Annotated in this window: 19 protein-coding genes, 1 tRNA gene and 1 pseudogene; 10 read left to right on the top strand and 11 right to left on the bottom strand. The window is 69.7% G+C overall.

Features of this window, described 5'->3' with window-relative positions; all coding sequences use genetic code 11:
- The first annotated feature begins 23 nt into the window (after positions 1-23).
- The 6 genes and pseudogenes from JOE53_RS03970 to JOE53_RS03945 all read left to right on the top strand — a co-directional run bounded on the left by JOE53_RS03970 (position 24) and on the right by JOE53_RS03945 (position 5,162).
- Positions 24-1,270 (top strand): IS3 family transposase gene (locus JOE53_RS03970; protein WP_204946851.1). Its coding sequence is split into 2 segments (ribosomal slippage): positions 24-336 and positions 336-1,270, totalling 1,248 coding nucleotides; the frame shifts between segments, so codons are not numbered across the junction.
- Positions 1,271-1,301: 31 nt separating this feature from the next.
- Positions 1,302-2,621: pseudogene (locus JOE53_RS03965) on the top strand (type IV secretory system conjugative DNA transfer family protein); the annotation flags it as partial.
- 50 nt (positions 2,622-2,671) lie between these two features.
- Positions 2,672-3,145, top strand: coding sequence for a single-stranded DNA-binding protein (locus JOE53_RS03960; protein ID WP_204946850.1), 474 nt, complete (start codon positions 2,672-2,674; stop codon positions 3,143-3,145).
- 14 nt (positions 3,146-3,159) lie between these two features.
- The gene (locus JOE53_RS03955) at positions 3,160-3,783 is read left to right on the top strand and encodes a hypothetical protein (RefSeq protein WP_204948168.1); all 624 of its coding nucleotides are present in this window, start codon (positions 3,160-3,162) and stop codon (positions 3,781-3,783) included.
- Entirely contained in the window at positions 3,764-3,979 is a 216-nt protein-coding gene (locus tag JOE53_RS03950) for a helix-turn-helix domain-containing protein (RefSeq protein WP_204946849.1), read from the top strand. The genes JOE53_RS03955 and JOE53_RS03950 overlap by 20 nt, the downstream gene beginning before the upstream one ends.
- Entirely contained in the window at positions 3,972-5,162 is a 1,191-nt protein-coding gene (locus JOE53_RS03945; RefSeq protein ID WP_233449478.1) for a tyrosine-type recombinase/integrase, read from the top strand. The genes JOE53_RS03950 and JOE53_RS03945 overlap by 8 nt, the downstream gene beginning before the upstream one ends.
- Before the next feature lie 234 nt (positions 5,163-5,396).
- On the opposite strand, the gene JOE53_RS03940 is transcribed toward JOE53_RS03945, so the two are convergent.
- Positions 5,397-5,470, bottom strand: a tRNA-Pro gene (locus JOE53_RS03940).
- A 173-nt stretch (positions 5,471-5,643) separates the two neighbouring features.
- Between JOE53_RS03940 and JOE53_RS03935 the strand changes: the two genes are divergently transcribed.
- Together JOE53_RS03935 and JOE53_RS03930 are read left to right on the top strand one after the other, a co-directional pair.
- Complete coding sequence (locus tag JOE53_RS03935; RefSeq protein WP_061681275.1) at positions 5,644-6,222, top strand: GNAT family N-acetyltransferase; 579 nt, start codon at positions 5,644-5,646, stop codon at positions 6,220-6,222.
- A 33-nt stretch (positions 6,223-6,255) separates the two neighbouring features.
- Positions 6,256-6,648 (top strand): RNA-binding S4 domain-containing protein, encoded by a 393-nt coding sequence (locus JOE53_RS03930; protein WP_061681273.1) that lies wholly within the window; start codon positions 6,256-6,258, stop codon positions 6,646-6,648.
- 13 nt (positions 6,649-6,661) lie between these two features.
- Here the strand turns inward: JOE53_RS03930 and JOE53_RS03925 are convergent, their stop codons facing one another.
- A complete protein-coding gene (locus tag JOE53_RS03925; protein WP_204946848.1) occupies positions 6,662-7,555 on the bottom strand; it encodes an NUDIX domain-containing protein in 894 nt (297 codons plus the stop codon).
- Positions 7,556-7,720: 165 nt separating this feature from the next.
- Here JOE53_RS03925 and JOE53_RS03920 point away from each other — a divergent pair, with 165 nt between their 5' ends.
- Both JOE53_RS03920 and JOE53_RS03915 read left to right on the top strand, forming a co-directional pair.
- Positions 7,721-9,550, top strand: coding sequence for a ribonucleoside triphosphate reductase (locus JOE53_RS03920; protein WP_204946847.1), 1,830 nt, complete (start codon positions 7,721-7,723; stop codon positions 9,548-9,550).
- Complete coding sequence (locus tag JOE53_RS03915) at positions 9,520-10,260, top strand: anaerobic ribonucleoside-triphosphate reductase activating protein (RefSeq protein WP_204946846.1); 741 nt, start codon at positions 9,520-9,522, stop codon at positions 10,258-10,260. The genes JOE53_RS03920 and JOE53_RS03915 overlap by 31 nt, the downstream gene beginning before the upstream one ends.
- Positions 10,261-10,494: 234 nt before the next feature.
- Here JOE53_RS03915 and JOE53_RS03910 read toward each other — a convergent pair whose 3' ends face one another.
- From JOE53_RS03910 to JOE53_RS03870, 9 genes are all read right to left on the bottom strand, one after another.
- Entirely contained in the window at positions 10,495-11,805 is a 1,311-nt protein-coding gene (locus tag JOE53_RS03910; RefSeq protein WP_204946571.1) for an ISL3 family transposase, read from the bottom strand.
- A gap of 374 nt (positions 11,806-12,179) precedes the next feature.
- The gene (gene der, locus JOE53_RS03905; protein ID WP_005055156.1) at positions 12,180-13,703 is read right to left on the bottom strand and encodes a ribosome biogenesis GTPase Der; all 1,524 of its coding nucleotides are present in this window, start codon (positions 13,701-13,703) and stop codon (positions 12,180-12,182) included.
- Positions 13,693-14,394 (bottom strand): (d)CMP kinase, encoded by a 702-nt coding sequence (cmk, locus tag JOE53_RS03900; RefSeq protein WP_005055158.1) that lies wholly within the window; start codon positions 14,392-14,394, stop codon positions 13,693-13,695. The genes der and cmk overlap by 11 nt, the downstream gene beginning before the upstream one ends.
- Positions 14,391-15,512: a prephenate dehydrogenase gene (locus JOE53_RS03895; protein ID WP_204946845.1), complete on the bottom strand. Its 1,122-nt coding sequence runs from the start codon at positions 15,510-15,512 to the stop codon at positions 14,391-14,393. Before JOE53_RS03895 ends, cmk begins: the two co-directional genes overlap by 4 nt.
- 11 nt (positions 15,513-15,523) lie before the next feature.
- On the bottom strand, positions 15,524-16,294 hold the full coding sequence (locus JOE53_RS03890; protein WP_036285188.1) for a pseudouridine synthase: 771 nt from the start codon (positions 16,292-16,294) through the stop codon (positions 15,524-15,526).
- Entirely contained in the window at positions 16,291-16,899 is a 609-nt protein-coding gene (gene scpB, locus JOE53_RS03885) for an SMC-Scp complex subunit ScpB (RefSeq protein ID WP_204946844.1), read from the bottom strand. Before scpB ends, JOE53_RS03890 begins: the two co-directional genes overlap by 4 nt.
- Positions 16,889-17,737, bottom strand: coding sequence for a segregation and condensation protein A (locus JOE53_RS03880; protein WP_204946843.1), 849 nt, complete (start codon positions 17,735-17,737; stop codon positions 16,889-16,891). The genes scpB and JOE53_RS03880 overlap by 11 nt, the downstream gene beginning before the upstream one ends.
- On the bottom strand, positions 17,721-18,605 hold the full coding sequence (locus JOE53_RS03875) for a ParA family protein (protein WP_036285194.1): 885 nt from the start codon (positions 18,603-18,605) through the stop codon (positions 17,721-17,723). Before JOE53_RS03875 ends, JOE53_RS03880 begins: the two co-directional genes overlap by 17 nt.
- Before the next feature lie 87 nt (positions 18,606-18,692).
- Positions 18,693-19,787, bottom strand: coding sequence for a hypothetical protein (locus JOE53_RS03870; protein WP_204946842.1), 1,095 nt, complete (start codon positions 19,785-19,787; stop codon positions 18,693-18,695).

Below are 19,787 nucleotides of genomic sequence, written 5' to 3'. Positions count from 1 at the left end.
CTGGGGAAGCGAGAATCTGAGGGATGGCAAGGAAGAACTACACGGACGAGTTCCGGCAGCGTGCGGTGGATTTGTACGAGTCCACGCCGGGCGCGACGCTGAAAGCGATCGCGGCCGATTTGGGGATCTCCCGTGGTGCGTTGAAGGAATGGGTCGACAAGCTCGGATCCGGGACCGCTGCGGCCGGTTCGGTGTCGCCGCCGGTGTCGGTGCGGTCGGAGTCGCAGGCGGCGAGGATCATCCGGTTGGAAGCCGAGTTAGCGGTCTCGAGAGCGGAGCAGGTCAAGCTCGAGACGGAGCGGGACATCCTCCGTCAGGCGGCGAAGTATTTCGCTGCGGAGACGAACTGGTGAACCGCTTCCAGTTCGTCGAGGACCACAAGGACGCCTACGGCGTGAAGCGGTTGTGTGAGGTCATCGAGATCGCCCGGTCCTCGTTCTACGCGTGGCTGGCCGCAGCCCCGGGACGGGCCGCGCGAGCCGCGGACGACGCCCGGTTGGCGGCACGGATCCGGGTGCTGCAGGACCCCGCGCAGGGTGGTGACCGCGCCTACGGGGCACCGAGGATCACTGCCGACCTCAACGACGGCGTCCCCGCCGCCGGGCGGGTGAATCATAAGCGGGTCGCTCGGGTGATGCGGGAACACGCGCTCGCGGGGATCCGACTGCGCCGCCGGGTGAAGACCACGATCCCGGACCAGTCCGGACGGAAGTTCCCCGACCTGGTCGGGCGGGACTTCAGCACCGGGGAGCCGAACCGCAGGTATGTCGGCGATATCACCTACCTCCCCATCGCGGACGGCAGCAACCTGTATCTGGCGACCTGCATCGACCTCGGGTCGCGCAAGCTCGCCGGCTGGCAGGTCGCCGACCACATGCGCACCGAACTCGTCGAAGGCGCTCTCCGCGGCGCGCACCGCGACCGCGGATCGCTGGCCGGCGCAGTGTTCCACAGCGACCACGGCTCGGTCTACGCGTCGAAAGCCTACGCAGCACTCTGCGAGCAGCTCAAGGTGACCCAGTCCATGGGCGCGGTGGGCACGAGCGCCGACAACTCGCTGGCCGAGAGCTTCAACGCCGCGCTCAAACGCGAGCTCCTCCAAGGCGCGTCGGCGTTCCCCGATCAAGCCACCGCCTACCGGGCCGTGTTCCGGTGGACGAACCGATACAACACGCGCCGACGCCACTCCGCGATCGGCCAGATCACCCCGAACAGCTACGAGAACACCTACGCGGCCGCGAGATCAGCTACCCTCACGGAAGCGGCATAACCGAAATGACACCGTGTCCACGATCCGGGGTCAAGGCCCCGGCGTGTGGGCGTCGGTCGAAGACTCGATCCTGCTGCTCGGCCCGCCCCGATCCGGGAAAGGCGCAGGGATCGTCATCAACATGATCCTCGACGCGCCCGGCGCGGTCGTCACCACGAGCACCCGGCCCGACAACCTCACCGCCACCCTCCGCGCCCGCAAGAAGACCGGCCCGGTCGCAGTGTTCGACCCCCAGCACCTCGCCGAAGGCGTACCCGCCGGACTCAGATGGTCACCCATCCGAGGGTGCGAAGACCCTTTGACCGCGATGATCCGCGCCACCGGGCTCGCCGCCGGCACCGGGCTGTCCGCCGGAGGCGTCGAAGGCGGCGGGTTCTGGGAAGGCAAGACCCGCACCGCACTCCAAGCCCTCCTCCACGCCGCCGCCCTCGACCACCGGCCACCCTCAGAGTTGTTCCGCTGGACCCTAGACCCCTCCGCCGCCGCAGACGCGGTCGCGATCCTCGCCGCGAACCCGCACGCGGCCGTGGGCTGGGCGGAGTCGTTGCAGGCGATGATCGACTCCGACCCCCGCACCCGCGACTCCGTCTGGCAAGGCGTCTCCCTCGCCCTGGCCGCTCTCGCAGACCCGCGCGTGCTCGACGCCGTATCGCCGCGGGAAGGCGAGGACTTCGACCCCGAAGCGTTTCTCCGCGCCAAGGGCACCCTCTACCTGCTCGCCACCGGCGCCGGAGCTAACAACAGCGCAGCGCTGGTGGCGGCGTTCGTGGAAGACCTCGTGGAAGCCGCCCGCCGCATCGCCGCGACCAGCCCTGGCGCCCGCCTCGACCCGCCTCTGCTGCTCGCCCTAGACGAGGTCGGCAACCTCGCCCCGCTGCCGTCGTTGCCGACGCTCATGGCCGAAGGCGGCGGCACCGGGATCACGACCATGCCCGTGCTCCAGTCGCTCGCGCAGGCGCGGGAGAAGTGGTCGGAGAACGCCGCCGGCGCGATCTGGGACGCGAGCATCGTGAAGATCATCCTCGGCGGGGCATCGAACTCCAAGGACTTGCACGATCTGACCACGCTCATCGGGGAACGCGACGAGGTGACCGACTCCACCACGATCGGCGACCACGGCTCCCGCTCCGCGCAACGCTCCATCCGCCGCGTGCCGATCATGCCGCCCGACACCATCCGCACCCTCCCGTTCGGCACCGCACTTGTCCTGCTGCGCGCAGCACCGCCCATCGTCACCCGCACCCGGATGTGGACCGACCGGCCCGACGCTATGACGCTGCGCGCCGACCGAGCCGACATCGAGGTGCTGCTGCAACGCCGCCCGCTGGGGAGCTCTGACGCACCTGCCTGACAAGAGCGGTTCTGTCATGGGGCCGCCGATGCCAGGAAGGGACGGTCGTCATGGCGATCCACACGCAGGAGTCGTTCACAGGCTTCATCGCCTCGGACCCGCAGCTCAGCCACACCGGCAAGGGCGAGGCGAGGTTCTACGCCCGCGTCGGGCAGGAGCACTACCGCAAGGAGCCGGACGGGTCGTTCACGGAGCTGGACACCACCTTCCACGACCTCGTGGCCTATCGAGCAACGGCTGAGCGGGCGCACGAGCGGTTCGCGAAGGGCGACAGCTTCGTCGCCGAGGGCTACACGCACCCGTACGAGTACGAACGGGACGGGCAGACGGTACAGGGTGAGGAGTTCGTCGCCAAGAAGATCGGCCACGACCTCGCCCGCACCAGCTACGAAGTCGACCGCAGCCAGCGCAACACCCGCACCGCGGAGCAGGAGGCTCCGGCAGCAGCGGCAAGCAGAGAGGCCGTCCGAAACGATGATCCGCGTCGTATCCGCGAATCTGCCGCGCCGGGGCCCGGGCTGTGACCGAGGAGACGATGATGGCCGTGGTCAATGACATCCCCGAGCAAGAGGAGCCAGAGCCCGCTCCCCTGGACGACGACACCGACGACACCGAGGCACCGGAGGAGGACGTCGGCGTACTCGCGGAGCCGCCGCATCCGGTGAACTGGAACCTCCTCACTGCCGAGGAGGCCGCCGGCGAGTGGGCCGAGCTCGACAAGTGGGTGACCTGGCTGCGCCACACCTACGGGCTCCCCGCGTCGGTGGTCCCGCCGTTCTGGCACCGCCACCCGGAGCTGGTGTGGGAGCTGTCCGCCCTGCACCTGCACTGGCTATGCGCGTACGACCCGGAGGAGAACGGGTCAGCACCGAACGGCTGGCACCGCGACTTCGCCGACGCCCGACAGCGCCTGCGCGACTGGGTGGCCGCCTGCGGCACCCGTCTGGACCGCGACCGCGCCACCCGGCAGACCGCATGGCCCGGCGAGACGCCCATCGAGGCGATCGAGGACGTCGTGATCCCTAATCGGGCGTCGGACTTCCGGGCGTTCGTCAAGGCCGATGTCGCCCGACGCCAGGCCGCCGAGGACGCCTTCTACGCCAGCCTCGGCGCAGCCCCGGAAACCGGCGAGGTGCCCGACGATGACGAGCCCACTCAGTGACCGCGGCAGCGGCAACGTCGAGCCGCTGTGGTGCCCCAGGGAGGCGTCGGAGTTCCTGACCGTCTCCCAGGCCACCCTCTCCCGGTGGCGACGGGAGAAGGTCGGCCCTCCGTTCGTCCAGGTCGGCGGTGTCTACCGCTACACCCCGGCGACCGTCCGGGCCTGGGTCAGCGAGCAGGAGACCGCGCATGGCTGACCCTCGCAACCACAGGATGCCGCCGGTCGGCGTCAAGCTCACCACCGATGTCGAGCGGCGCACCGAGGGCTTCCGCGCCCGCGTGCGCTGGACCGACCCCTCGACCAAGAAGCGCGTCGGCCGAGTCTCACACGTGCGCACTGCGGAGGAGGTCGAGGAGTTCTTCGAGCAGATGCGCGCCGCGACCGAGACGGGCAACGACACCACCGTCACCCTCGCCGCCTACGCAGCGTCGATCGGTGACAGGTGGCAGCGGGGCCTCGATCCCACGTCCACGGCTGAGCTCTATGACACCGGGCTTCGGCTCCGCGTGCTGCCCGCGCTCGGGCACATCCGGGTCGCGAAGATCACCGCCGGGATGATCGACCGCACCATCGACGGTTGGGAGGCTGAGCACTCCGCCTCGACTATCAAGAACTCCATCGCCCCGCTCGTCCGCGTCTTGGACGAGGCCGTCCGTGACGACATCATCTCGATCAACCCCGCCAAGCATCGCGCCCGCCGGAACCTCGGCAAGCACGTCACACACACCACCGGAGCGCTCCGCCAGTACGCCCTCCCGGACCTTCCCACGTTGCAGAGGCTCGCCACCGCGTGTGGGAAGGTGCACCAGTCGTATTCCGATCACGTCATGCTCGCCGCCCTTCTGGCTGCCCGCGGCTCTGAGGTCGCAGGGCTGCGAGCCGGGGACGTGGACTGGGGCAACCGCATCGTCTGGATCAGACGACAGCACTATCCCGGCAAAGGCGGCCTCGTCATCAAGCAGACCAAAGGCCGCAGAGACCGCCCCGTGCCGATGCTCGACGCGCTCGAACCCACCCTCGAACGTCTCACCGAAGGCAAGGCGCCCGACGATCCGCTCCTGCGCGGGCCGCGCGGTGGCGTCCTCACCACCGCCACCGTCCGCGACGCGACGCACTGGGACGACCTCGTGGCGAAGCTCGGGTTCGACAACCTCACCCGGCACGGGCTGCGCCACACCGGAGCGACCTGGATGGCCGACGCCGGAATAGCCCTGCACGTGCTCCAAGAGATCCTCGGGCACCAGTCGATCGAGACCACCAAGGGCTACCTGCACCCCGACCATCGACACCTCGCCGAAGCCGCCAGACAGGCCAACCAGTTCCTCTCCGCAGCCCCCACCAGAAGGGACACCACCCGCCGCGACGGACCCCGCCTGTGACCGCCCGTGAACCCACGCTCCGACCCTCCAAGAGAGGGCCGGAGCACCGTCCTGCCCGGATTCTGGTCCACTCCACGGGCACCTTCTGGTGCACTTCGCGGGCGAGAACGCCGAACAGGATTGGTCCACTTCGGCGGCGGCCGGATCGAGCAGCCCGAGCGAGTGGACCAGCCAGTGACCACTCCCAGAAACGACGAAGCCCTGGTGAAAGTTGCCTCTCACCAGGGCTTTTTGTCGGGATGACAGGATTTGAACCTGCGACCCCTTGACCCCCAGTCAAGTGCGCTACCAAGCTGCGCCACATCCCGTTGTTTAGTTTTCGTGCTGCCCCGCCGCTCCAACTCACCTGACCCCCAGTCAAGTGCGCTACCAAGCTGCGCCACATCCCGGTCTGCTGTCCACTCGCGGACAACTCCCCTATCCTACCGGTTTCGTGGAGCACTCGCGAACGCGTGTCGCAAGTCAGGAGTACGGTCTGCTCATGAGCCAGATCGAGATCCTCCCGGCATCCGTCGATCGCTTCGCCGACGCGGAGCACGCTCTCACCGGCGGAGGCGACGGCGCCTCGTGCTGGTGCCAGTGGTGGATGCTGCGCAACAAGGACTTCCAAGCCGCCACGACCGACGAGCGTCGCGAACTGCTGCGGGGCGACCTCGCCACTTCCCCGGCCTCCGCGCTCATCGCGTACCTCGACGGCGTCGCCGCCGGGTGGGTCAAGGTGTCACCACGACCGGATCAGCCGCGTCTGGCCGCCACGCGCGCTTTCCAGCAATCGCCAGAGCCGTTCGACGACGAGTCCGTCTGGGCGATCACGTGCTTCGTGGTCCGGAAGGAGTTCCGTGGGCAGGGTCTGGCGGGGCGCCTGCTCGACGCCGCCGTCGACCACGCGCGTACGCACGGCGCACGGGTCGTCGAGGGCTATCCCGTCGACACCAGCGCCGGCAAGACCTCCTCGAACGATCTCTATCACGGCGCGCTCTCGAGCTTCGTCGACGCGGGCTTCGTCGAGGTGGCCAGACCCGGCCCCACACGACCGATCGTCTCGCTCACGGTGGCGTGACTGGACACGAGATCGACACGGCAGAATCGAGGGATGAGCGAGCCGTCCGTCCGCATCGACAGCTGGCTGTGGGCCGTGCGCGTTTACAAGACCCGTTCCGCCGCAACCACGGCATGCCGCGCCGGCCACGTGCGCATCGGCGGAGAGAAGGCGAAAGCCTCACAACCCGTGCGCATCGGCGATGAGATCCGCGTACGCATCGCCGGCTTCGACCGGATGCTGGTCGTGCGACAACTGCTGACGAAACGTGTGGGAGCGCCGATCGCCGCCCTCGCCGCCGAAGACCGCACGCCGCCACGCGAGCGCGTGGCGCTGCTCGCCGTCCGCGACCGCGGCGCAGGAAGGCCCACCAAACGCGAGCGCCGCGACATCGATCGGCTGCGCGGACGCGACGCTGTCACCGGCTACGCGACCGACGACGACTGACCGCCCGGCGACCTCAGTCGAGGTCGAGCCACGACGGCCCGTGCGCCGCCGCACCGAGCGCGCCCACGCGCGCCCGCAGTTCCCGATCGCTCGTTACCACGACCACACGCCGCCCCGCAGCAGTGAGCGCGGCCACTTCCGCGACGATCGCGTCGTCACCCTCAGCGTCGGCGCGCACGACAGCGACGCCCGGAACCTCCTCGACCGCTCGCGCCTGCCCCTCGACCACGACACGCAGCTCGGGGAACCACACGTCCGCGACAAGCCCCAGCCGCCCGGCATCCATTCCCTGCACCGACAGTGCGCGCAGCCGTTCCAGCAGCCGCGCGGTCGCGCCGGCCCGATCCTTCCACCAGCCGTCCGGCACCGATCCGACCACGTTCGCCGCGTCGACCACCACAGCGGGCCGCACCTTCAGCAGCGACCGCAACAGCGGCCATGACGCGGCGAACCCCGGATGCAGCGGGTAGGAGTCGACGGCATCCACGGGCACCCACGCCAGCTCACGGCTCTCCGGATCGCTGATCACCGGCTCGAACGGCACGACGACATCCGCGACGACCGTGGCGTAACTCCACACGCCCACGTCGTAGACACTGATCAGGCGCGGCTGCACGGCGGATGCCGGCACTCCCGCCTCTTCCGCCGACTCGCGCAACGCCCCCTCGCACGCGGACTCGTCCTGATGGCGCGCACCACCCGGCAACCCCCACGTGTCGCCGAAGTGGCTCCAGGCCACGCGGTGCTGCAAGAGCACGCCGCGCTGCGGATCGACGGCGAGCAGACCCGCCGCGCCGAAACGACCCCAGTAGCGCGTCCCGTCATCGGTCACCACCCACGTGTCACCGGGATCGCGCGGCCCATCGGGGCGGCGCGGCTCACCGGGGGCGGGAGGCACGATCGTCATCCGCCCAGCCTGTCACACCCCGGCGCCAGCGACCGCCGTACGGCGAAGTTTTGCACGGCGCATGACTCCGCGACACGCCCACATCTGGACGCGACAGCGACTCACACCCCCACATATTGTGGTCAGACCAAGCTCGCCTCCCTAGATATCGAAGGCAGGATCATCATGACCTCCCCCCGTTCCGTCTCCGTCGCCGAGACCATCGACGAGTACCTCGCCCGCGCCGACTGGCGGGTCAACGCGAACGCGAACCAGGGGTACTCGCTGGGCGGCATGATCCTGAACGCGGCGGGAAAGCTCATCGCCAACTACTGGCTCGACGAGGTCTACGCACCCGAGGCGGGCACCGCACACCGCGAGGGCGACCTCCACATCCACGACCTCGACGTCTTCGCCGGCTACTGCGCCGGGTGGTCGCTGAGGATGGTGCTCGAACAGGGCTTCAACGGCGTGCCCGGCAAGATCGCCTCGGCACCTCCCCGCCACTTCTCCAGCGCCCTCGGCCAACTGGTCAACTTCCTCGGGACGCTCCAGAACGAGTGGGCCGGTGCGCAGGCGTTCAGCTCGTTCGACACGTATCTGGCCCCCTACGTGCGCATCGACGACCTGAGCTACGACGACGTGCGCCAGGCGATGCAGGAGTTCATCTTCAACCTCAACGTGCCGTCCCGCTGGGGCACGCAGACACCGTTCACCAACCTGACCTTCGACTGGGTCTGCCCCGACGACCTCGCCGATCAGCATCCCCTCGTCGGCGGCCGGGTGCAGGCGTTCGCCTACGGCGACCTGGCCGCAGAGATGGCCGTCATCAACCGCGCCTTCATCGACGTGATGACCGAGGGCGACCAAGACGGCCGCGCCTTCACGTTCCCCATCCCGACCTACAACATCACGAAGGACTTCGACTGGCACGGCCCCAACACCGACGCCCTCTTCGCGATGACCGCCAAGTACGGCCTGCCCTACTTCCAGAACTTCGTGACCTCCGACCTCGACCCGCACATGATCCGCTCGATGTGCTGCCGGTTGCAACTCGACCTCACCGAGCTGCTCAAACGCGGCAACGGTCTGTTTGGCTCCGCCGAGCAGACCGGATCGATCGGCGTCGTGACCATCAACTGCGCACGCCTCGGGTTCGTGCACTCCGGCGACGAGGATGCCGCCATCGCCCGCCTCGACGAGCTGCTCGAGATCGCGCGCGACAGCCTCGTCGCCAAGCGCGCCGTCATCGCCCGCCACCTCGACGGCGGCCTCTTCCCCTACACGCAGCGCTACCTCGGCACGCTCGACAACCACTTCTCCACGATCGGCGTCAACGGCCTCAACGAGTACGTCCGCAACTTCACGCGCGATGCCGACGACATCACCACCGCACGCGGCATGAGCCTGGCCACGCGCCTGCTCGACCACGTCCGCGCGCGCATGGTCGAGTTCCAGGAGCAGACCGGGCACATGTTCAACCTCGAGGCCACGCCCGCCGAAGGAACGACCTACCGGTTCGCGAAGGAAGACATCGCGCGCCTTCCCGGCATCCGCCATGCGGGCACCGCCGACAACCCCTACTACACGAACTCCTCGCAGCTGCCCGTCGGCTACACCAGCGACCCGTTCCTCGCGATGCAGATGCAAGAGGCGCTGCAGGCGAAATACACCGGCGGGACGGTGCTGCACCTCTACATGGGAGAAGCGATGCCGTCGGCCGAGGCCTGCCGCGACCTCGTCCGCCGGTCGCTGTCGCGCTTCCGACTGCCGTACATCACGGTGACGCCCACCTTCTCGATCTGTCCCCGTCACGGCTACCGGTCCGGCCACCACGAGCAGTGCCCCGACTGCGGAGCCGCGTGCGAGGTGTGGACGCGCGTGATGGGTTACTTCCGGCCGATCGCCAGCTTCAACATCGGGAAGAAGGGCGAAGCTGAGGAGCGGGAATACTTCTCCGCTGCCCTTCCCGCCGAGGAGGCGACATGGTCCGCACCGCTGCAGCCTGTGAACTGAACATCGCGGGGGTCACGGCGTTCTCGACCGTGGACTGGCCCGACATGATGACCGCGACGGTCTTCCTGCAGGGCTGCCCGTGGAACTGCTTCTATTGCCACAACCCGGCGCTCATCGATCCGCGGGCGGAGGGCGCCGTCACGTGGGCTGACGTCACCGACCTGCTCTGCGAACGGATGGGACTGCTCGACGGCGTCGTCTTCTCCGGCGGCGAGCCCACCCTGCAGCACGCGCTGGTTCCGGCGATGCAGATGGTGCGCACGCTCGGCTTCAGGGTGGGCCTGCACACCGCGGGCGCCTACCCGGGGCTGCTGGCTCGTGCGCTGCCCTACGTCGATTGGGTGGGACTGGACATCAAAGCCGTGCCCGACGACTACGCCACCGTCACCGGCCGCGCCCCCAGCGGCGGACACGCCTGGCGCTCGCTCGAACTCGTGCTCGGCAACCGGCTGCTGCGCGCCGGATCGGATCACCCGCTCGACTACGAGGTGCGCACCACCGTGCACCCGGCGGCGATCGACGACGCGGGACTCCGCGAACTCGGATGCCGTCTCGCCGACGCGGGCGTCGACACGTGGGCCGTGCAGCGGTTCCGCGAGACGGGAGCGCGACAGCCGCTGCCCCGCGTGAGCACGACGGATGCCGAGGCTGCTCCCCTGCGCTTGGACGACCTGCCGGTGGAGCGGTTCCGCTCGCTGGTCATCCGCTGACGCCCGCGCGTTTCGACTCGCGGCTGCGCCGCTCGCTCAACGACCGGGACCGGGGCGAGCGCGCGTGGCGCCGTCGCGCTGGCCACTGCCCGAACTACAAGCCCTCCGCCCGGCCGCCCACCCACCCGAACTGCAAGGGATGCGGGGCGACACGCCGCGGCATCCGCGCACCACACCGCATGTCGGCGCTGAGGCCTTGCAGTTCGGGTGACACCGGCCGGCGCCATTCGCGGCTCATCGCAATCGAGGGTGTAGGAGTGGTCTGAAGCCGCCGGCTTCGAGCAGCGACCGCGCGATGTAGTGAGTCAGGTTGCGGAAGCCCAGGGCCGATCCGCGGAGGTGTTCGAGGCGCCCGTTGATTGCCTCGGTGGGTCCGTTCGAGGTGCCGGGGCGGTCGAAGAACGCGAGCACGTCGGCTGCGCGCTGCTTCAAGGTCCGCCCGAGTCGGCGGATCTCGGTGAGAGCGGCGGGGACGCCGCTGCTGACGGCGTCGATCACTGCGCGCATCATCTCCTTGGCCTTGTTCTTGTCGGGTTCGCGGTAGGCCGCGACGATGCGCTGGTAGATGCCCCAGGTCGCTTCGACCTCGATGTGCTCCTCGGCGGCGAACACCGCGTCGAGGCGTGCGGTCTGCTTCTCGGTGAGCAAGCTCGCGCCGGTGTGAAGGGTGCGGCGGACACCGTAGAGCGGGTCACCGGCGTGGCCGCGGTGGCCGAGGTTGTCCTGCTGAACACGCTGCCGGGTGCGGTCCAGGGCGTCGCCGGCGAGGCGGACGACGTGGAACGGGTCCATGACGGGGACGGCGTCGGGGAGTTCCTCGGCCGCGGCGGTCTTGAACCCGCTGAACCCATCCATCGCGACCACCTCGATCGCCTTCGACCAGTCCGCGGGCCGGGCGGCGAGCCACTGCTTGAACACCTGCTTCGACCGCCCCTCGACCATGTCCAGCAGCCGGGCCGGGCCGCTCTTCTCGCGGACCGGGGTGAGGTCGATGATCACGGTCACGTACTTGTCGCCGAACCGTGTGTGGCGCCAGACGTGCTCGTCGACACCGATCGTGGTCACCCCATCGAACCGCGTGGGGTCGTCGATCAGCCGTCGCTTGCCTTCGGCGAGGATCGCGGTGTTCGCGGTGTGCCACGACACCCCGAGTCCTGCTGCGGCGCGGGAGACGGTGAGGTGGTCGACCACGATCGTGGTGAGTGCCCACCCGATCCCGCCGCGCGAGATCTTCGCCCGTGGCGCCGCCGCTTTCGTCGTGTCCTGCCGCCAGGTGCGCCGGCAGTGCGCGCACCGGTAGCGGCGCACCCGGATCAGCAGCGTCGTCGGCCGGTGCCCGAACGGCTCATGCGCGAGCGGCCGCGTGACCGTGTCACGCGCCACGCCCTCCGCACCGCACTTCCGGCACCACGGGTCATCATTGATGACACGGCACTCAAGCACTGCCCGGTCTGGCTCGAGCAGCTGTCCAACAGCCTCGAGGCCGAGCTCGTCGAGGCGGCAGAACGTGGTCAGGTCAGGGGTCGCGAACGTAGGGTGGTGCACGTCGAGGTCTTTCGGATGGGCAGCGTAGGAACTTCCATCCTGGAAGACCTCGACGCCTATCCGCGAACCACCAGCCGGCCCACGACTACACCCTCATCTGCGAAGAGCCCCATTCGCTCGACGACCGGGACGAAGCACCTGGCGTGACCAACCCCCCGCGAGCCGACAGACCAGCCGGCTCGGCCGAGCCCGCTCGGCGCGCGGCCCGGCCGGCCACCCACCCACCCGAACTGCAAGGGATGCGGGGCGACACGCCGCTGCATCCGCGCATCACACCGCGTGTCGGCGCAGAGGCCTTGCAGTTCGGTCAGCGGCGCGCCGCCGCCACAGCCCGCGCCGGCACCACAGACGGCCCGCCACGGCGACAGCGGGACTCAACGCTGGCGACGCTCGCGCACCCGCATGTTGACGACGATCGGCGTACCTTCGAAGCCGAAGATCTCGCGCAGGCGCCGCTGGATGAACCGACGGTAACCCGGGTCGAGGAATCCGGTCGTGAACAGCACGAAGGTCGGCGGACGGGTGCCCGCCTGCGTGCCGAACAGGATGCGCGGCTGCTTGCCTCCGCGCAGCGGATGCGGGTGCTCCGCGATGAGCTCGGCGAGGAACGCGTTGAACTTTCCGGTCGGAATGCGCTGATCCCACGACTCCAGCGCCGTCTCCAGCGCCGGGACGAGCTTGTCGAGGTGACGACCGGTGCGCGCGGAGATGTTCACGCGCGGAGCCCACGCGACGTGTGCGAGGTCCTGCTCGATCTCGCGCTCGAGGTAGCGGCGCCGGTCGGAGTTCTCCATGTCGTCGTCGTTCAGGCGGTCCCACTTGTTGAAGGCGAGCACGAGCGCACGGCCCGACTCGAGCACCAGGTCGATGATGTTGAGGTCCTGCACGCTGATCGACTGCGAGACGTCGAGCACGACGACGGCCACTTCGGCCTTCTCGAGCGCGGCGGAGGTGCGAAGCGACGCGTAGAAGTCGGCGCCCTGCTGCAGGTGCACACGGCGGCGGATGCCGGCGGTGTCGACGAAGCGCCACAGCTTGCCGCCGAGCTCGACGATCTCGTCCACCGGGTCGCGGGTGGTGCCGGCGAGCTCGTTGACGACGACGCGCTCCTCACCGGCGGCCTTGTTCAGCAGCGAGGACTTGCCGACGTTCGGGCGGCCGAGGATCGCGACGCGACGCGGGCCGCCGAGCTCGCCCTTGGCGACGGCCGAGACCTCCGGGAGTACCTTCATGACCTCGTCGAGCAGGTCGGCGACCCCGCGACCGTGAATGGCCGACACGGGGTGCGGCTCGCCCAGGCCCAGGTTCCACAGCGCCGCAGCCTCGGGCTCCTGGCGGGCGTCGTCGATCTTGTTGGCGACGAGGAAGACGGGCTTCTTGGTCGTGCGCAGCAGCTTCACGACGGCCTCGTCGGTCGCGGTGGCGCCGACCATGGCGTCGACGACGAACAGCACGACGTCGCAGAGGTCGATGGCGACCTCTGCCTGCGCGGCGACGGAGCGATCGATGCCGCGGGCGTCGGGCTCCCACCCGCCGGTGTCGACGAGCGAGAAACGGCGGTCCATCCACTCGGCCTTGTAGGTGACGCGGTCTCGCGTCACGCCCGGGGTGTCTTCGACGACCGCTTCGCGGCGGCCGAGGATGCGGTTCACGAGCGCCGACTTGCCGACGTTCGGCCGTCCGACGATCGCGACGACCGGCAGCGCGGGCAGCATCTCGACGACCTCGCCGCCGGCGGTGAAGCCCGCGAGCAGGTCGTCGTCCTCATCGTCCAGGTCGTAGTCGGCGAGCGAGGCGCGCAGCGCCGCCGCCCGCTGTTCCGCGAGTTCCTCGTCGAGGTTCGCGAGCTTCTCCTCGATCTGGTCGGGACCGGCCTCGTACTCGTCTTCAGCGGCCATCGTGGTTCTCCTGTGGGGTGGGGTCAGTCGCAGAGATCACGTCGAGGACGGCCTCCACGGTCTGAGCGAAATCAAGTTCGGTCGAATCGACGACCGTGACGCCGTCGGCGGCGGTGAGGAAGTCGACGACGGTGCTGTCGGCGGCATCCCGGCGGTGAAGTGCCGCGGCGACGGCATCGGCATCCTCGCCGGACAGCTCGGCGCTGCGCCGGGCGGCGCGCACCTCGGGTGCGGCGGTGAGGAGGATCCGCACCGGCGCGTCGGGGGCGACAACGGTGGTGATGTCGCGGCCTTCCACGACGACCCCGGGCCGGCCCGAGTTGCGGACGAGCCGGCGGAACAGCTCGTTGACCTGCGCACGCACGGCGGGAACGCGGGCGACGCCGCTGACGGCGGCGGTCACCCGCGGCTCGCGGATCGCGGCGGTGACGTCGGTCTCCCCCACCCGCACCCAGTAGTCGTCGGGGTCGAGCGAGATGGCGTAGGGGAAGTCGGATGCCGCGGCCACCACGACCGCCTCGTCCGCCGTGTCGGACGCGGCACCGGCGCCCCGCGCCAGCACGTGCCATGCGAGGGCTCGGTAGGCGGCGCCGGTGTCGAGGTAGCCGTAGCCGAGGGCGCGCGCCACCTGCTTGGACACGCTGGACTTGCCCGAGCCCGCGGGCCCGTCGATGGCGATCGTGACGGTCATGAGGGCAGGCTCGCGATCTTCCAGCCGCGCGCCGTCAGGCCGTCCTCGGCGTGACGGAGGATCGTCGGGTCGACACTGATCTCGGCCAGACCGAACTGCGCACCGGGCGAATGCTCCAGGCGCAGGTCTTCGACGTTGACCCCCAGCTCCCCGAGCTCGCCGAACAGGCGGCCCAGCTGACCCGGCGTGTCGTCGACCATGACGACGAGGCTCTCGTACCGGCGGTTCTGCCCGTGCTTGCCGGGCAGGCGCTCCACACCGTCGTTGCCGCGGCGGATGGTGTCGGCGACGGCGCGGCGCGCGCCGGGGGCCTCGGGGGCGCGCAGGGCGTCCGCGACGGCACGCAGGTCGTCGGAGAGAGCGTCGAGCACGTCGACGACGGGGGCGGAGTTCGCACCGAGAATCTGCACCCACAGCTCCGGCGCGGAGGCCGCGATACGGGTCGTGTCGCGCACGCCCTGTCCGGCCAGCCGCAGCGAGCCGTCGGGCGCGTCGACGAACCGGCCCGCGAGCAGCGACGCCACCAGCTGCGGCACGTGCGACACGAGCGCGACCGCGCGGTCGTGCTCGTCGGGCGTCATCTCGATGGGCGTCGCGCCGAGGTCGAGCGCGAGCCCTTCGACGAGTGCGAGATCGGATGCCGGGGTCTCCTCGTCGCGGCACACGACCCAGGGGCGGCCCACGAAGATGTCGGCGCGCGCCGAGATGGCCCCGCCGCGCTCGCGCCCGGCCATCGGATGCGAGCCGATGTAGTGCGTGAGGTCGACGCCGCGTCGGCGCAGTTCGCGGAGCGGATCGAGCTTCACGCTCGCGACATCGGTGACGACGGCATCCGGGAACGCGGCCAGTTCGCGCTCGACGACGTCGGCGACGACGTCCGGCGGGACGGCGACGACCACGAGCAGCGGGCGGTCACCGTCACGCGCGGCGCGGCCGGCACCGTAGTCGATCGCCAGACGCAACTGGGCGGGCGATGCGTCGGCGAGCGCGACGTCGACGCCGAGCGCGCGCAACGCATGGCCGATGCTGGCACCGAGCAGCCCGGCACCGACGATCCGGACCGTGCCGGAGGTGCGGGCCGCGCGGGTGCGCAGATCGGCAACGGCCTGTTCGGTCACTGTTCTCCGCCTCAGCTGTCCCCGGGCGGCGTGGGCGCCGCCTGGCGCGCCACGGTGAGCAGTGCGCCGCGTTCCACTGTAGTCAACTCGCGGGCCCGCCCCGCCGGGAGGGTTCCCAGGTGGAGCGGCCCGAACTGACGTCGCACGAGGTCGACGACGGGGTGGCCGACGGCCGCCATCATGCGCCGGACGATGCGGTTGCGCCCGGAGTGCAACGTGAGCTCCACCAGAGAGGTGCCGCCGGAGGTGTCGAGCAGGCGCGCCTTGTCGGCGGCGATGGGTCCGTCCTCCAAGTCGACGCCCGCGGTCAGCTGCGCGATCGTCTGGGCGGTCACGCGACCGGTGACCTTCGCGATGTAGACCTTGGTGACGCCGAACGAGGGGTGGGCCAGCACATGGGCGAGCTCGCCGTCGTTGGTCAGCACGAGCAGTCCCGAGGTCTCGGCATCCAGCCGGCCGACGTTGTAGAGCCGCTCGTCCCAGTCCTTCGTGAAACGGCGGAGGTCGGGGCGGCCCTGCTCGTCCTTCATCGACGAGACGACGCCGGTCGGCTTGTTGAGCATGACGTAGCGCTTGGTGGTGTCGAGTTGGATCGCTGTGCCGTCCACATCGACGAGGTCGGATGCCGGGTCGATGCGGCGTCCGAGCTCGGTGACGACCTCTCCGTTCACCCGGATGCGGCCCTCCACGATGTACTGCTCGCAGACCCGACGCGAGGCGACTCCGGCATTGGCGAGCACCTTCTGCAGGCGCACGCCCTCGGCATCCGGTGTGTTCGTCATCGCAGCACCTCCGCATCGAAACCGTCCGAGCCGTCGTCGAGCAGCGGCGAGATGTGCGGCAGCTCGTCGAGGGAGTTGATGCCCAGGTTCACCAGCAGCGCGTCGGTCGTGCCGTAGTTGATCGCCCCGGTCTCGGGGTCGGTGAACAGCTCGGTGATGAGGCCTCGCGCCAGCAGCGTGCGCACCACCGAGTCGACGTTGACGGCGCGGATCGAGGCGACCTGGCTGCGAGTGACGGGCTGCTTGTACGCGATGACGGCGAGCGTCTCCAGCGCCGCCTGCGACAGGCGCGACGGGGCCTGGCCGCCGACGTACTCGGCGATGAGGTCGTCGTGCTCATCGCGCACGTACAGCCGCCAGCCGCCACCCACTTCGCGAAGCTCGAAACCACGGCGAGGGCCGCCCGTCTCGCCGTCGTAGTCGGCGACGAGTCCCTCGACGGCCTGACGCAGGGCCGGCACCGGGGCACCGACGGCGGCGGCGAGAGCGACGAGGCTCTGCGGCTCGTCGACGATCAGCAGGATGGCCTCGATGCGGCGCGCGACGTCAGCGGGCGCCTGTGAGCGCACCGGTGGGGCGGTGTCGCTGTCGGTCTCAGTGGTCATAGTCGGCTCCCAAGGTGGCGAGGTTCTCTTCGGACCACCGCTCGGCGGTCCAGCGCAGGGTCAGCTCGCCGAGCGGCTCGAGCTGCTCGAACGAGAGGGCGGCGTGACGGTAGAGCTCGAGCACCGCGAGGAAGCGCGCGACGACGACGCCGGTCTGCGCGACCCCGGCGACGAGCTCTCGGAAGTTGAGGGTTCCGGCGTCACGCAGCAGCGTCACGACGATCGCGGCCTGCTCGCGGATGGATACGAGCGGCGCGTGCAGGTGGTCGATTCCGACGTGCGGAATCTCCTTGGGGGCGAAGGCGAGCATCGCGAGGGCGGCGAAGTCCTCTTTCGACAGCGTCCAGACGAGCTCGGGAACGGCGCGACGGTACTTCTCGTCGAGGCGCACCGCGCGCACGTGCCGCCGGTCTTCGCGACGCAGGCTCCGTTCGAACCAGGCCGACACCTCCTTGAACGCGCGGTACTGCAGCAGCCGCGCGAACAGCAGGTCGCGCGCTTCGAGCAGGGCGACGGACTCGGCATCCACGAGTTCACCCTGCGGCAGCAGGCCCGCGACCTTCATGTCCAGCAGGGTCGCGGCGACGACGAGGAACTCGGATGCCTGGTCGAGCTCGTCGTCGGATTCGAGGCCCTTCAGGTACGAGATGAACTCGTCGGTGACTTTGCTGAGCGAGATCTCGGTGATGTCCAACTCGTGCGTGCCGAGCAACGTCAGCAGCAGATCGAACGGACCGTCGAAGTTGCCCAGCGAGACCCGGAACCCGGTCGGCTCGCCCTCCGGGGCGGTCGGAGTCTCGGCGGTGATGACCTCGGGGTCCTCAGGCGACGGCGCCACGAGCCACCAGCTCCCGCGCGAGGCGCAGGTAGGCCTGGGCGGCGGCGTGCTCCGGGGCGAACGTGGTGATGGGAACGCCCGACACCGACGCGTCCGGGAACTTCACCGTGCGCCCGATCACCGTCTCCAGGACGTCGTCGCCGAACGCTTCCACGACCCGCTCGAGCACCTCGCGCGAGTGGAGCGTCCGCGGGTCGTACATCGTCGCGAGCACACCGTCCAGCTCGATCGCCGGGTTGAGCCGGTCGCGCACCTTGTCGATCGTCTCGATGAGCAGGGCGACCCCGCGCAGGGCGAAGAACTCGCACTCCAGCGGGATGAGCACACCATGGCTCGCCGTGAGGGCGTTGACCGTGAGCAGTCCCAGCGACGGCTGGCAATCGATGAGGATGACGTCGTACTCCCCCGCGACCTTGCGCAGCACGCGCGCGAGGATCGTCTCGCGGGCGACCTCGTTGACGAGGTGCACCTCCGCCGCCGACAGGTCGATGTTGGCCGGGATGACATCGAGACCCTCGACCGAGGTGTGGACGATCGTCTCGTGCGGATCGCGCTTCGTGTCCAGGAGCAGGTCGTAGATCGTGGGGATGTCGTGGGTCTGGATGCCCAGGCCCGCCGACAGCGCACCCTGGGGGTCGAAGTCGATGGCGAGCACGCGACGCCCGTACTGGGCGAGCGAGGCGGCCAGGTTGATCGTGGTCGTCGTCTTGCCGACGCCGCCCTTCTGGTTGCAGAGGGCGATGATGCGCGCGGGGCCGTGCGCCGACAGCGGCGGCGGGGTCGGGAAGCCCTGGTACGGCCGACCGGTGGGACCGATGGGCACGTCCTCCGAGAGGGCCTTCTTCGTCCCCCGCGTCTTATCCGCCACCGACACTCCTGCTTCCTGATGCCCTTCCCAGGGCCTGGCGGACCTGCGCCGCCGTGTTCCTCGATTCTCGCACAGGGTGGCGGCGGCTCAGCCGAGGCCCCGCAGGGTGTCGACGTCGACGAGCCCGGCGTGAAGCCCTCCACCGGCGATCAGCGACGGGATCGATACGGTCCGGATCTCGTTCTCGACGGCGTCGCGTGCGTGCTGGAGGGATGCCGCGACCTCCGGTGACCCGGTGAGCTCGACGATCCGCGCGATGTCGTCCGCGGTGTAGCCGTCGTCGCTCAGCCACTGCTGCAGACGCAGGGTGGCGTCGGCGGCGCTCGCGCGGTTCATCCACTCCTGGGTCGTGGTGCCGTCGGCCGCCTGCGTCGTGAACAGCTGCTCGAGGATGAACCAGTCACCGGTCTCGGCGGCGGCGTTCGTCGAGCCGGCCGGCGCGCGCTCGGCCTCGAACGCACGGATCGCGGTGAGGTAGGTGGCGATCAGCTGCGAGTTGGCGAACTTGTCGCCGACGCCGGCGCGGATCGGATAGGCGAGGTAGGTCACGTTGTGCGTCTGATCGAAGCCGGCCTCGCGCATGTTGCGGAACAGCTGCGCGCAGTAGTGGCAGCCGGGATCGAGCACCTCCAGCGCCGTGGGACGCCCGGCGGTGTACCCGCCGAGGTAGGTGGCATCGGCGGGGGCGAAGTCCGCGGCATCCCAGGTGCGCAGCCGACCGGGGACCGTCGCGATCGTGTCGCCCACCGACGCGAACTCGCGGCCGAAGGCGCCGAACACGTCGCCCTCTCCGATCGACTCCCAGAACCCGGGCTGGATGGAGTCGATCGAGCACGCCTGCGCGGCGAGTGAGCAGGCCTGCGCGTTCTGCTTGTCGCACGTGCCGTAGACGAGGAGGTTCAGGCCGCTGCGCCCGACGAGATAGAGGCTGACGATGAGGCTCAGCACCATGAGCCAGGCGAGGACCTCGATCGCGATGCTGGCCGGCCGTACGAGGCGGGGCGCGCGCACCGCCAGGGGCGCCAGGAGCGAGTTCTTGACGTCGTCGCGGAAGGTCGTGTCGCACGGGCGCAGCGTCACCCGGCGCCACGCGCACCCCCACGCCTTCCCGAGGAGCTTGCGATATTTCGCCGACACGGCAGAGAGCACGAGCACGACGAAGAACGCGACGATGCAGACCAC

This window comes from Microbacterium laevaniformans, from assembly GCF_016907555.1.
GTDB classification, from domain to species: domain Bacteria; phylum Actinomycetota; class Actinomycetes; order Actinomycetales; family Microbacteriaceae; genus Microbacterium; species Microbacterium laevaniformans.
Note: the sequence above shows the minus strand (reverse complement) of the source record. Positions and strands in the feature narration are given on the sequence as shown.